Source organism: Methylobacterium sp. Leaf91 (genome assembly GCF_001422815.1).
Classification (GTDB): Bacteria; Pseudomonadota; Alphaproteobacteria; order Rhizobiales; family Beijerinckiaceae; genus Methylobacterium.
The window spans coordinates 419,400-432,046 of the sequence record NZ_LMMP01000001.1; the positions used below are offsets into that span (position 1 = coordinate 419,400).

General features: G+C 66.3%; 14 protein-coding genes. 5 read left to right on the forward strand and 9 right to left on the reverse strand.

Translation table 11 applies throughout. The annotated features are described in order from the left end of the window. Positions 1-86 precede the first annotated feature (86 nt). The 6 genes from rpoN to ASF32_RS01835 form a co-directional block, all read right to left on the reverse strand. On the reverse strand, positions 87-1,634 hold the full coding sequence (rpoN, locus tag ASF32_RS01810) for an RNA polymerase factor sigma-54 (RefSeq protein ID WP_082470598.1): 1,548 nt from the start codon (positions 1,632-1,634) through the stop codon (positions 87-89). Between the two features lie 516 nt (positions 1,635-2,150). Further along, the gene (gene lptB / locus ASF32_RS01815) at positions 2,151-2,993 is read right to left on the reverse strand and encodes an LPS export ABC transporter ATP-binding protein (protein WP_056423310.1); all 843 of its coding nucleotides are present in this window, start codon (positions 2,991-2,993) and stop codon (positions 2,151-2,153) included. Between the two features lie 47 nt (positions 2,994-3,040). After that, positions 3,041-3,781, reverse strand: coding sequence for an LptA/OstA family protein (locus ASF32_RS01820; protein ID WP_156467638.1), 741 nt, complete (start codon positions 3,779-3,781; stop codon positions 3,041-3,043). After that, entirely contained in the window at positions 3,778-4,542 is a 765-nt protein-coding gene (locus ASF32_RS01825; protein WP_056422751.1) for a hypothetical protein, read from the reverse strand. Before ASF32_RS01825 ends, ASF32_RS01820 begins: the two co-directional genes overlap by 4 nt. Before the next feature lie 281 nt (positions 4,543-4,823). After that, complete coding sequence (locus ASF32_RS01830; RefSeq protein WP_056422754.1) at positions 4,824-5,450, reverse strand: ribonuclease D; 627 nt, start codon at positions 5,448-5,450, stop codon at positions 4,824-4,826. Between the two features lie 107 nt (positions 5,451-5,557). Next, entirely contained in the window at positions 5,558-5,947 is a 390-nt protein-coding gene (locus ASF32_RS01835) for a helix-hairpin-helix domain-containing protein (RefSeq protein ID WP_056422757.1), read from the reverse strand. A gap of 330 nt (positions 5,948-6,277) precedes the next feature. Here ASF32_RS01835 and rpmF point away from each other — a divergent pair, with 330 nt between their 5' ends. Beyond that, positions 6,278-6,466, forward strand: coding sequence for a 50S ribosomal protein L32 (rpmF, locus tag ASF32_RS01840; protein ID WP_018046018.1), 189 nt, complete (start codon positions 6,278-6,280; stop codon positions 6,464-6,466). A 110-nt stretch (positions 6,467-6,576) separates the two neighbouring features. Here rpmF and ASF32_RS01845 read toward each other — a convergent pair whose 3' ends face one another. Together ASF32_RS01845 and phaR are read right to left on the reverse strand one after the other, a co-directional pair. Beyond that, on the reverse strand, positions 6,577-6,852 hold the full coding sequence (locus tag ASF32_RS01845) for a hypothetical protein (protein WP_056422760.1): 276 nt from the start codon (positions 6,850-6,852) through the stop codon (positions 6,577-6,579). Between the two features lie 113 nt (positions 6,853-6,965). After that, on the reverse strand, positions 6,966-7,580 hold the full coding sequence (gene phaR / locus ASF32_RS01850) for a polyhydroxyalkanoate synthesis repressor PhaR (protein ID WP_056423315.1): 615 nt from the start codon (positions 7,578-7,580) through the stop codon (positions 6,966-6,968). A gap of 338 nt (positions 7,581-7,918) precedes the next feature. On the opposite strand from phaR, the gene ASF32_RS01855 reads away from it, so the two are divergent. Next, positions 7,919-9,100, forward strand: a complete 1,182-nt coding sequence (locus tag ASF32_RS01855; protein WP_056422764.1) for an acetyl-CoA C-acetyltransferase — start codon at positions 7,919-7,921, stop codon at positions 9,098-9,100. Positions 9,101-9,304: 204 nt separating this feature from the next. Continuing rightward, positions 9,305-10,033, forward strand: a complete 729-nt coding sequence (gene phbB / locus ASF32_RS01860) for an acetoacetyl-CoA reductase (protein ID WP_056422767.1) — start codon at positions 9,305-9,307, stop codon at positions 10,031-10,033. A 111-nt stretch (positions 10,034-10,144) separates the two neighbouring features. Here the strand turns inward: phbB and ASF32_RS01865 are convergent, their stop codons facing one another. Then, positions 10,145-11,068, reverse strand: coding sequence for a peptidylprolyl isomerase (locus tag ASF32_RS01865; protein WP_056422769.1), 924 nt, complete (start codon positions 11,066-11,068; stop codon positions 10,145-10,147). A 232-nt stretch (positions 11,069-11,300) separates the two neighbouring features. Here ASF32_RS01865 and ASF32_RS01870 point away from each other — a divergent pair, with 232 nt between their 5' ends. Then, on the forward strand, positions 11,301-11,645 hold the full coding sequence (locus ASF32_RS01870) for a hypothetical protein (RefSeq protein ID WP_156467639.1): 345 nt from the start codon (positions 11,301-11,303) through the stop codon (positions 11,643-11,645). A 119-nt stretch (positions 11,646-11,764) separates the two neighbouring features. Next, positions 11,765-12,607, forward strand: a complete 843-nt coding sequence (locus ASF32_RS01875) for an aspartate dehydrogenase (RefSeq protein WP_056422775.1) — start codon at positions 11,765-11,767, stop codon at positions 12,605-12,607. Positions 12,608-12,647: the final 40 nt, after the last annotated feature.

A 12,647-nucleotide genomic window follows, 5' to 3' on the forward strand; every position in this document is an offset into this window, starting at 1 on the left:
AGAGAAGTCAACGGAATGGAAAGCCGGCTCCGCGGGGTGCGCCGCACGCGGTTGCGGGATCGGCTCCGCGCTTCGCGGACCGCGCCTCAGCGGGCGTAGGCGAAATGCTCGCGGCGACGCTCGATCGAGGACGGGATACGCAACGATTCCCGGTATTTCGCCACCGTGCGACGGGCGATGTCGATGCCCTCGTCGCGGAGCTTCTGCACCAGCGCATCGTCCGAGAGCACGTCGCTGGCCGCCTCGCCGTCCACGAGCTGCTTGATCCGGTGGCGCACGGCTTCGGAGGAATGCGAGGCCGTGCCCGCGGCCCCCGGAATGGCGGCGGTGAAGAAGTACTTCATCTCCAGCGTGCCGCGGCTGGTGCCGATCGACTTGTTGGAGGTGACCCGCGAGACGGTGGATTCATGCATGCCGATGGCCTCGGCGACCGTCTTGAGGTTGAGGGGCCGCAGATGGGCCACTCCGTTGACGAAGAACGCATCCTGCTGGCGCACGATCTCGGAGGCGACCTTGAGGATGGTCCGCGCCCGCTGCTCCAGGCTTCGGGTGAGCCAGTTGGCGGTCTGCAGGCATTCGGACAGGAACGCCTTGTCGCCCTCGGCCGACGCGCCGCGCGAGACGCGGGCATAGTAGCTCTGGTTCACCAGCACGCGGGGCAGCGCCTCGGCGTTGAGTTCCACGAGCCAGGACCCGTCGGAGGCAGCCCGCACGAACACGTCGGGGATAAGAACCTCCACGGCGCGCGAGCCGAAGGCCCGGCCGGGCTTGGGATCGAGACGGCGCAGCTCGGCCAGCATGTCCACGAGGTCCTCGTCGTCGACGCCGCAGAGACGGCGCAGGCTCGGAAAATCGCGCTTGGCCACGAGGTCGAGGCGGGAGACCAGCGCCTGCATCGCCGGATCGAACCGGTCCCGTTCGCGCAGCTGCAGGCTCAGGCATTCGGCGAGATCGCGGGCGGCGATTCCCGGCGGATCGAAGGTCTGGATCAGCTTCAGCATCCGCGCCACCGAATCGAGGCTGGCGCCGAGGCGCTCGGCCACCTCGTCGATGGATTCGCGCATGTAGCCGGCATCGTCCACCGCATCGATGAGGAAGCCGGCGATCAGCCGGTCGCCCGGGTCGCGCGTGGCGAGATCGAGCTGCGCGCTGAGATGCTCGCGGAGAGAGACTTCCGAGGTCAGGGTCGCCTCGAAATCCGGCGCCTCTCCATCGAAGCTGCCGCCGGTATTGCCGTAGGGCGCAGGTGTCAGAGACAGCATGTCGCCGGACGCGGCCTCGCGGGCATGGCTGGGATTCTCGTCGGAAAAGACGTTGTCGAGGCGGGTGTCGAGGACGCTCTCCATCTCGGCACCGCTGGCGGTGAGCTCGGTCGCCATCCAGTTGTCCGGCTCGGACGAATCGAAATCCCCCTCGCCGTCGCCCGAGGCGTCCACGGCCGGCTCCGTGCCTACGCGCTCACCGTCCGCATCGCCTTCGACGCGCTCCAACAGCGGGTTTCGCTCGAGTTCGGCGTCGACATAGGTGGCGAGGTCGATCTGGGAGAGCTGAAGAAGCTTGATCGCCTGGAGAAGCTGTGGCGTCATCACCAGGGCTTGGCCCTGACGCATTTCCAGTCGCTGCAGCAAACTCATGGTGTTGCCCCGACGCCTTCAGGTGAGCCCAGCCGAGGGCAGGCACAGAACCCCTACGCCACTCGGCATGAATATTGCTTCTTTTTCTCTTCGCATATGTCTATCGCCATCTCGCCCTGCCGTCAAAGCGCGAAGTGCGTGATTCCCCTGGACTTGCCGCAGCGCAACATCGAAGCGGATAGCTCAGAGTAGTCCCTGTCCGGCCCGGACAAACCCAAGGCTCTGATATTCCACGTCAAAAAGCCATCGCCTCGCGAGCGACATTGCCGGCTCGCTGAAACAACATGCACAAAACGCATGCACTCCAAAGAAGGCATGAAGTTTGGCGACAAAATAGGCAGTGGGTGGAAGGGTACCGGCTGAGGCCGGGAGGCATCCGTTGCCTCGGGCCATCCGCGAGGCGGCAACGCAGCATCGCGGTCGCCTCGTCTCACCGCATGTCACATCTGGAATGAATCAGGTCGTGCGAGTCGCGCGAAGCTTCGCGGTCCTTGGACCCTACTAGCCAGCGAGGACCTAAAGGCGGAAATCCTCGCCGAGATAGAGACGCCGCGCATCCTCATTGGCAACGATCTCGGCCGGCGTACCCTCGGTGAGGATGCGGCCGGAATGGGCGATATAGGCGCGGTCGATGAGGCCCAGCGTCTCGCGCACGTTATGGTCGGTGATGAGAACGCCGATCCCGCGCTGCTTCAGGTGCTTCACCAGATCCTGGATGTCGCCCACCGCGATGGGGTCGATGCCGGCGAAGGGCTCATCGAGGAGCATGAAGCTCGGAGAGGTCGCCAGCGCGCGGGCGATCTCGCAACGGCGGCGCTCCCCGCCCGAAAGCGCGATCGAGGGTGATTTGCGCAGGCGCGCGATGTCGAATTCCTCGAGCAGCGAATCGAGCTTGCGCTCGCGCTCCTTGCGGTTCGGCTCCACCACTTCGAGCACCGCGCGGATATTGTCCTCCACCGACAGGCCGCGAAAGATCGAGGCTTCCTGCGGCAGATAGCCGATGCCGAGACGGGCCCGCTGATACATCGGCAGGTGGGTGATCGGCAGGCCGTCAAGACTGATCGAGCCGCGATCGGCCGAGACCAGTCCGGTGATCATGTAGAAGATCGTGGTCTTGCCCGCGCCATTGGGGCCGAGCAGGCCCACGGCCTCTCCGTTGCGCACGGTCAGCCCAGCCTCGTGGACCACGGTACGCGCGCCATAGCTTTTGCGGAGGCCCTCGACGTGGAGGATGCCCGGACCGCCGCCATTCCCGGACAGGCCCGTCTCCCCGGCCGCCGGCCGTCCCTTACCGCGGCCGAAGAGGCGCGACAGGAGCGACGGCGCACGCCCGGCTCCGTCTGAGACGGACCCGGCGATTCGCGGGCTGATCGGATCCGGCACCGAGGCCAGCGGCAGAGCGGAGGTCAATTGGCCTGCGCTCTCGGTTTCGCGGCAGGCTTGTCCGCGCTGGCTTCGGAAGGCTTGGGTGCTGGCTTGCCCGCAGCGCTCGCCGGCTGGGCGCAGCCCTTGGCCCCGCCCTTGGCGGCTTCCTCCTTCTGCGGCACGAACATCGCGGAGACGCGGCCGCCGGCCACCGGGTCCATGTTCGCCCGGCCGGTATTCATGTCGTAGACGAGGCGGCTGCCGCGGGTGACGTTCTGGCACTGGCTCAGCACGACATTGCCGGTGAGCACGATGCGCTTGGCCTCCTGGTCGAATACGGCATTGTCTCCGGTGGCGACCTGATCGTTCTGCACCACGGTGACAGGGCCAGCGCATTCCACCTTCTGGATACCGTTCTCGGCCATACCGGCTGGGGATTTGGCGCCATCGGCGGCAGGCGCGGGTGCCCCGGGCTTGGCATCCTTGCCGCGCTTGTAATGCACCGTCATCGTCGAGCAGCGGATGGTGCTGTCGCCCTGCACGGCCACGACGTTGCCGGCGAAGATCGCCTTGTTCTCCCGGTCGAACACGTCGAGCCGGTCCGCGTCGATCTTCACGGGGTCCTTGCCACCGCTCGCGCCGAAGGTGCTCCCGGGAGCGGTCGGCTTGTTCGCCTTCGCAGCAGGCGCCGGAGACGTGCCGGACGGAATCTGCGCCACTGCATTCCCCGCCGCGAGGAGGCCGCAGAGGGCGAGGGTGGAGACCAGCGTGGAACGGTTCACCGGCGTGCCTCCCCATCCTGCGGTTCGGCGGCGGAGGTGAGGATGCGCGGCGATTTCACGTCTGGCTTGCTCTCGGAGCCGGCGCCCTCGGCCTTGTCCGATCCGTGGAACACCGCGTGGACGTTGCCGATGAAGGAGATGACGCGGCCGTTATCGACCATGTCGAGGCCGTCGGAGGCCACCGTCCCGGTGGGAAGCGTCACAGCGACGGCCTGGTCGGACTTCACCGTCCCGGCCTTGAAATCAATGGCGGCGGTGAGGAGACGGATATCCTCGCCCTTGTCGGTCCAGAGCTTGATGTCGCGTTCGAGAACCAGGGTCTCGCGTGCCGAATCGAACAGGCCCGAGGCGGCTTCCATATGGGCGAGCCCGCCGGAATCGTCGGTGACGAGATGGCCCTTCATCGCCTGCAGTTCGATCAAAGTCGGCTTGCGCACGTCCTGGAAGGCGGCCGTGGCGATGACCTCGTAGCCCCGATCGTCCTTCCGGAAACCGGACAGACGCGGGTTCTCCATCTTGACCTTGGTGCCCGACAGGGTGACCGGCCCCATGGTGACGGCCGGCAGGACGGTGCCGAAGGGGTTGAACAGCGTCCCCACGACGAGGGCGAGAATCGCCGCACCGGCAGAGAGAGGAATGAGGCGGCGCAGGTAGCGAACCTGCGTACTGTGGTTGCGAGCCCGCTTATGAGCGCGGTTGCGGCGCGCATCGGCTCCCGATCCCGTCGTCCCCGTCGCGTGGATGGCGTCGACCCCGTGCATGGTGATGATCCGAGCCGCTTCGCCTGACCGATCCGATGAGACACCGGCACGTTGCACCCTGCAACATGCCACATCCCGTCAATCATGTGCTGAGCCGTGCCTGCCAGCGTCAACCATGTCGAGCGCCGGATGCGCGCGGCCGATGGCGAAGTTGTGGCCGTGCAACAACCTTATGGGCGGAGCATTGAGGAATCATCAACCGCACGGGGTCGCAGGGGCACGGTCGATGTGCGCCGCCGCACCGTCCCCTGCACACCCTCCTGCGGCATGCGCGTGCCCGATCAGGTGTGGGCGAAGATGTCGGTCTCGGCCCAGCCTTCGAGATCGAGGAGGGAGCGGGTCGGCAGGAAGTCGAAACAGTTCCGCGCGAGATCCGTGCGCCCTTCGCGGGCGAGCATCGCATCGAGGCGGGCGCGCGCTGCATGCAGATGCAGCACATCGGAGGCCGCATACTCCACCTGCGCCTGGCTCAGGGACTCGGCGCCCCAATCCGAGGATTGCTGCTGCTTCGATAGGTCGACGCCCACGAGTTCGCGGACCACGTCCTTGAGGCCGTGCCGGTCGGTATAGGTGCGGGCGAGCTTGGAGGCGACCTTGGTGCAGTAGACGGGGGCCGGCATCACGCCGAAGGCCCTGAACAGCACGGCGAGGTCGAACCGGGCGAAATGGAAGATCTTCGTCACAGCCGGATCGGCCAGCACGCGCTTGAGTATTTCGGGCGGGCTCGAGCCAGGTACGATCTGCACGACATCGGCACTGCCGTCGCCGCGCGAGATCTGGACGACGCAGAGCCGATCACGATGCGGATTGAGACCCAACGTCTCGGTATCGATGGCGATGGCCGCGCCCGGCACGTAATCGGCCGGGAGATCGCCGCGATGGACGCGGATGATGGGCTGAGGAGGCATCGGTTCTGTGTCTTCTGGCGGGGCAATCGCTACCCCGGCCGCGTAACACCGCGCCTGCCCGCGAACAACCCGGCGCCGGACGAACGCCGGGTCATCGAGCCGGGCGGCTACTTCTGCTTGGCGATGACCTTGTCTTTAATCCCGTCATAGACGCCCTGTGTGAGGATCTTCTTCGACACGAGCTGGTCCTTGCCGTGATAGGGCCGGCCCTTGACGATCGCTGCGGAGCGCGCCGCACCGATACCGGGCAGGGCTTCAAGTTCCGCCACCGAGGCGCTGTTCAGGTCGATGAGATCGACCTTGGCCGATGGCGTGACGGGAGCGACGGGCTTGTCCGCCGTGGGCTTAGCCGGGGCGGCCGGAGCTGTCGGAGCCTTCGGTGCAACGGTGGGAGGGGTGGACGTCGAGGGCGTCGACGGGCTCGGTGCTTGGGCAAGGGCGGGAGCCGCCACGAGGCAGCCGAGCACGGCCAGAGTGCGGAGCAGAGATGTGGTCATGCGAGATGAAGTCACGGCAATCTCCCGGGATGTGGCGGCGCAGTCTTCGACGAGGCGTCACCGTATCTGCAAAGTGAAGTGCGACGGTTGAACCGGCGCTTAACGGGACTTCACAGACCGGTGAACCTTCCGGCGAGTCCGGACCGGCAGCCTCCCCGCAGGATCGGCGGTTCCTTTTTCCGGACGTCCGACCTCGGGCGGCTCTAGCCAGACGGCCGATGTATCGCTATACACCCGCCATCGAATCTCCGTTTGAACACGGTGCCGAGGTTGCCTCTTCCCTCGCGGGGCGGCGCCCGTGCACCCTTTTTGCCGTAGCAGGACTACCCCATGGCCGTTCCGAAGCGAAAGACCTCCCCCTCGCGGCGCGGCATGCGCCGGTCCGCCGACGCCCTCAAGGCTCCGACCTATGTCGCCGACAAGGATTCGGGCGAGCTGCGTCGTCCCCACCACATCGATCTGAAGACCGGCATGTACCGCGGTCGCCAGGTCCTCAAGGTGAAGTCGGCCGAGGCCTGATTCTTCGCTCCGTCATCGGTCCGATAAGGACCGGGACGAAACGACGTCATGAAACTCTGTCTTGCGAAAACCGCCTTCGGGCGGTTTTTTGCGTTGCCTGCCCCGATACGTCAGGCGCGACGCCGGCCCGTGCCGATCCGCGTCGTCTCGGCGTAGCGCGCCGTGGCGGAGCGCATACGCTCCGTGCGGGAGGCACGCATGGCCGGGTCGCCGCTGATGAGAAGCTGGGTCAGAAACTCGGCGTTCGGCCTGCCATAGGTAGCGCTCGACCTGCGTGAGACTGCCTCGCCGCCATCGACGACCACGAGCGTCCGCGCCGTCTCTCGATCCCCCTCGGGGACCGACTGTCCCGTTTTGGGGCGCTTTCCCGTGCCGTTCTGTGACACTTATCGCCTTTCCGCCTGTGATGGGCAGAAAAGCGCAACGTGCGGGCCGACGTTAACGTTTCGTCAGCATTCCTTCAGAACGAAATCGGCGATTGGTTATTTGCGCCGCCGAGCTACTTCTTGGCGAGATCTTCCAGACGGTTCCGCATCTCCGCCATCTGCCGCTTCAACTCGTCGAGGTCGCTGTCGGGCGCGGGAGCCGCGCTCGATGGCTGGGTCGGCGTCGGCGCCGATGCGGAGGTCTTCATGCCGGAGAGCGGCCCCGTGCCGAAGGTGGTGAACATCTTCATGGCATCGCCGAAGAAGCTCATATTGGCCCGCACCTGCTCCTCCATGGCGCTCTGGAACACCGAGGGGGCGAAGCTCTGGTTCATCTTCTCGCGCAGGCCGTCCTGGTCGCGGGCGAAATTCGCCATGGAGAATTCGAGGAAGCTCGGCACCATGGTCCGCATGCTGTCGCCATAGAAGCGGATGAGCTGGCGAAGGAAGGCCACCGGCAGCAGGTTGTCCTCGCCCGCCTTGTTCTCCTGCTCGAAGATGATCTGGGTCAGGACGGAGCGGGTGATGTCGTCGCCGGAACGGGCATCATAGACGAGGAAATCCTCCCCGTTCTGCACCATCGTCGAGAGGTCTTCGAGGGTGACGTAGGTCGAGGTTCCGGTATGGTACAGACGCCGGTTCGCGTATTTCTTGATAACGGTTTGCTGCGACTTACCGTTCTCCGCCATCCTCGTGGCCTTTCCCGACACATTCATTCCAGCGCCCAATCCCTTCGAGGCCCGATGCGCCGTCCGGGTATCATTTATCACTGCGCGTAAGCGGACCTTAAGGCTTTCGCCCGCCGACGAAAACAGCAATTTGGTCCTGATCCCCGCAGAATAGTGCCACACGCCGCGCGACGCCTTCGGTAACAAAGACCGGCAGGTCACTCGCCGACTCCCTCGCCGAGCTTCCGCACGCGCTTGACTTCACCTTGCCCAGCGCTTTCATCGCTTCAGTTGGCCTTAAGTGCGCATGCCCATCGGAGGGCTTCAACGTCGCGCGGGCTACCCAGAGGAGAACGTCAATGGCAGCGGAAGACATCGTCATCGTCGGAGCGGCGCGCACCGCCGTGGGTTCGTTCGGAGGTGCCTTCAACACCGTCCCGGCCCATGAGCTCGGCGCCATTGCGATCAAGGCCGCCCTGGATCGCGCCGGCGTCTCCCCCGACGACGTGGACGAAGTGATCTTCGGCCAGGTCCTCACCGCCGGCGCCGGCCAAAACCCGGCCCGCCAGGCCGCCATCAAGGCCGGCATCCCCGAGAAGGCCACCGCCTGGGGCGTCAACCAGGTCTGCGGCTCGGGCCTGCGCACCGTCGCCCTCGGCATGCAGCAGATCGCCAATGGCGACGCGACGGTCATCGTGGCCGGCGGTCAGGAATCGATGTCGCTCTCCCCCCACGCGCAATACCTGCGCGGCGGCCAGAAGATGGGCGACGTGAAGCTCGTCGACACCATGATCAAGGACGGCCTCTGGGACGCCTTCAACGGCTACCACATGGGCACCACCGCCGAGAACGTGGCCCAGGCCTTCCAGCTCACCCGCGAGCAGCAGGACGAGTTCGCGACGAAGTCGCAGAACAAGGCCGAGGCCGCCCGCAAGGAAGGCCGCTTCAAGGACGAGATCGTCCCCGTCACCGTCCCCGGGCGCAAGGGCGACACCATCGTCGACACCGACGAGTACATCCGTGACGGCGCCACCGTGGAGGCGATGGCCAAGCTCAAGCCCGCCTTCTCGAAGGACGGCACCGTGACGGCCGCCAACGCGTCCGGCCTCAACGACGGCGCTGCCGCCATCGTGCTCATGTCGGCCTCGGAAGCCGAGCGCCGGGGCATCACGCCGCTGGCCCGGATCGTGTCCTGGGCCACCGCCGGCGTCGACCCGAAGGTGATGGGCACCGGCCCGATCCCGGCCTCGCGCAAGGCGCTGGACAAGGCCGGCTGGAAGCCCTCCGACCTCGATCTCATCGAGGCCAACGAGGCCTTTGCCGCCCAGGCGCTGGCCGTGAACAAGGACATGGGTTGGGACACCGACAAGGTGAACGTCAATGGCGGCGCCATCGCCATCGGCCACCCGATCGGCGCGTCCGGCGCCCGCGTCCTCGTCACGCTGCTGCACGAGCTCAAGCGTCGCGACGCCAAGAAGGGTCTCGCCACCCTCTGCATCGGCGGCGGAATGGGCGTCGCCATGTGCATCGAGCGCACCTGAAGCGTTCCGGCACGATTGAATACAGTATAACGGCTGCGCCCCCGACAAAAACCTTGGACATCGTCCAGGAGAATTCTTGAGGGCGCAGCAAATTTAAATGGAATGGGCGGAAGGACACGGGTGCGCTAAGCCCCGGCCGTCCCGCTCATGTGCAAGAAATTGCACGTCACGATCCATCAGACGTCAAGAAAATTGGAGGAAGCCATGGCTCAGGAACGCATCGCCCTCGTCACCGGCGGAACGCGCGGCATTGGTGCCGCCATCTCGGCGGGCCTCAAGGCCAAGGGCTACAAGGTCGCCGCGAATTACGGCGGCAACGACGAGGCCGCCAACGCCTTCAAGGCCGAGACCGGCATCCCGGTCTTCAAGTTCGACGTCGGCGACGCCGCCGCCTGCGAAGCCGGCATCAAGGCCGTCGAAGCCGAAGTCGGCCCCATCGACATCCTCGTGAACAATGCCGGAATCACCCGCGACGGCGCGTTCCACAAGATGACCTTCGAGAAGTGGCAGGCGGTCATCAAGACCAACCTCGATTCGATGTTCACCTGCACCCGCCCCGTCATCGAGGGCATGCGCGCCCGCAATTTCGGCCGCATCATCCTGATCTCGTCGATCAACGGCCAGAAGGGCCAGGCCGGCCAGACCAACTACTCGGCCGCCAAGGCCGGCGTGATCGGCTTCGCCAAGGCGCTGGCCCAGGAAAGCGCCTCGAAGGGCATCACCGTCAACGTGATCGCGCCGGGCTATATCGCCACCGACATGGTGATGGCGGTGCCGGAAGATATCCGCAACAAGATCATCTCGACCATCCCCGTGGGCCGCCTCGGCGAGGCCGAGGAGATCGCCCGCGCGGTGGAATATCTCGCGGCGGAAGATTCGGGCTTCATCACCGGCTCGACCCTGACGATCAACGGCGCCCAGTACATCGCCTGACGCCTCCTCGCTGCATCGACGAGAAGAAGGCCTGCCCCGGTGCCGGGGCAGGCCTTCTTCGTTTTCGCAGACCGTCCGGATTCAGGAAGCCGAACGTCAGGGAGCCGAACTTCAGGGGGCCTTGGGCGCCGCGGCGGGCGTGGCCGCATCGGTGCGCTCGATCTTGGCGCTCTCGCGCAGCTTCAGGATGAGGTCCTGCTGCGACTTGCGGGTCAGGTACTGGTCCACCTGTTCCTTCATCTCGGCGAAGGTCGGCACCGGCTTGGTGCGCCGCTCCTCGACCTTGATCACGTGCCAGCCGAACTGTGTCTTGATCGGGTCGGAGACCTGACCGACCGGGAGCTTGAAGGCGGCTTCCGCGAAGGGGGCGACCATGCGCTCCTTGGTGAACCAGCCGAGATCGCCGCCCTCGGTCTTCGAGCCCGGATCCTTCGAGACTTCCGCCGCGATCTTGGAGAAGTCCTCGCCACCCTTGATCCGGGCCGAGATCTTCTTCGCCTCTTCTTCATTGTCGACGAGGATGTGACGGGCATGCGCCTCTTCCTCGGGCTTCATCGTCGTGAGGGTCTGGTCGTAGAGCGCCTTGGCGGCCTCTGGCGTCACCGCCTTCTTGGCCTCGCGCTCCAGATATTCGTCGAGGAGGAGCTTGCTCTTGAAATAAGCGAGCTTGCGCTGGAACTCGGGCGAGTCGCCGACCTTGGCCGCCTCGGCGGCCTGCGCGCCGACCTTGAGGTCGACCATGTAATCGATGAGCAGGTTCTTCTTCTGGGCCTCGTCGACGCCGGGCAGCGACAGCGCCGGGTCTTCGGCCGCGATGGCGAGATCGCCCGCGGTGACCGGCGAGCCGTTCACCTTGGCCACCACCGTCTCGGGCGGCAACGCCGGGGCGGCTGGGGCAGACGCCGCAGCCGCAGCCGCAGCCGGAGCAGGCGGCGTCTGCGCCAGGGCCTGCAGCGGCAAGGCCACGGAGGCGAAGGGCAGCGCAACGGCCAGCGCCAGGGCGCCCGAGCGCCGGAGAAGGAGAGGCGTCGTCATCAATGGGGATTCCTCGAACAGGTGGATGCCACGTCCATGAGGCTCTGTCCGGCCAAGTTGGAGACGTGGCAACAGCGAGCGGCAGGACGCCGCGGGCATCTGTGGGCGAGAGGTGGCGCGGGCAAGGGCGGAAGACAAGCGCATGTGGGGTTTCGGGCGAATCCGTCCGATCACGATAAAGCGGTCTTAAGCCCGCATGCGCCATCCTTTCCGGGCTTCCTGGGAGAGTGTCATGCGGACCAGCGTCATCATCACCGCCGCTTGCCTCATCCTGTCCGCCTCGATCACGACGGCGCAGGCCCGCTTCAAGGGCGGACGCTCCGTTTCGGTCTCCCGTCCGGCTCCCTCCATCACTCCCGCCCGATCGGCTGCCCTGGGTGCCGGAATCGGCGCGTCGCGGCCCGTCCGCTCCAGTGCACATGCGCCAGAGAACGATACCGTAGCGGGACGGGCCGTGACCTTGCGCCCCGTCCTCCCAGTCCCCGCGCCGGCGGCGAGGGAGATCCGCACGGCCGCGACATGGTGCGCCGACAAGCGCGTCGTCGGCACGGGCATGGGTTTCTGCGAGATCAACTGACGCCTGTATGTCCAGCGGCCGGCAGGAAGCTTGACAGGCCCGCGACCGAAGATTTCTTGAGATCGCGCAGCAGGGCGTTGAGCCGCGTCAGCCTTCGCCAGTCGTGGGGATACCGGCCCTTGTCTCTACTCTCTAATCTTTCGGCGGCGCGGCCGGATCGCCGTCGGCCGCTTCGTATCGCCCTGGTGGGCTGGGGAGCCATCGCGCGCCGGGTGACGCACCTTCTCGACGCTCGGGGCAGCGACGTCGTCCTGGCCGGCGTCGGGACGCGAGTGAGGCCCGATGAGGCCGACCTTCCCGCCTGGATCCGCTGGCTCCCCGAACCAGCTGCCCTAGCCGGGGTCGAGCCCGACATGGTGATCGAAGCGGCCGGACGGGCGGCGGTGGAGCCCTGGGGCCTCGTGGCGCTCCGTCACGCCGAGAGCTTCGCCGTCTCGTCGACCAGCGCCTTCTGCGAGGCCGGTCTTCTCGACAGGCTCGTCGCCGCTGCGGAGGCGCATGGAAGCCAGATCCTCGTACCCACCGGCGCACTCGCCGCCGTCGACGCCCTCGCTGCGGCATCGATCCTGCCGTTGGACTCGGTGACGCATCGCATCGTCAAGCCGCCCGTGGCCTGGATTGGCACCCCGGCGGAAGAGTGGATCGATCTCGATGGCCTGACGGAGGCCACGACCTTCTTCGAAGGGACGGCGCGGGAGGCAGCCCGGCTGTTCCCGGCCAACGCCAATGTCGCTGTCATCACGGCGCTCGCCGGCATCGGCCTCGACAGGACGCGGATCGCCCTGGTGGCGGATCCCCGCGCCACCGGCAATGGACATCGCCTTCAGGCGACGGGCGCTTTCGGGACCCTCGACATGAGCATCGAGAATCAGGCCCTGCCGGCCAATCCGAAATCCTCGGAGCTCACGGCCCTGGCTCTGGTCCGCATCATCGAGAACCAAAGAGCCGCTTTGGCGCTTTAGCAGATCGACTGCCGTCCGGTGACGAGCATGTCGGCCGCGC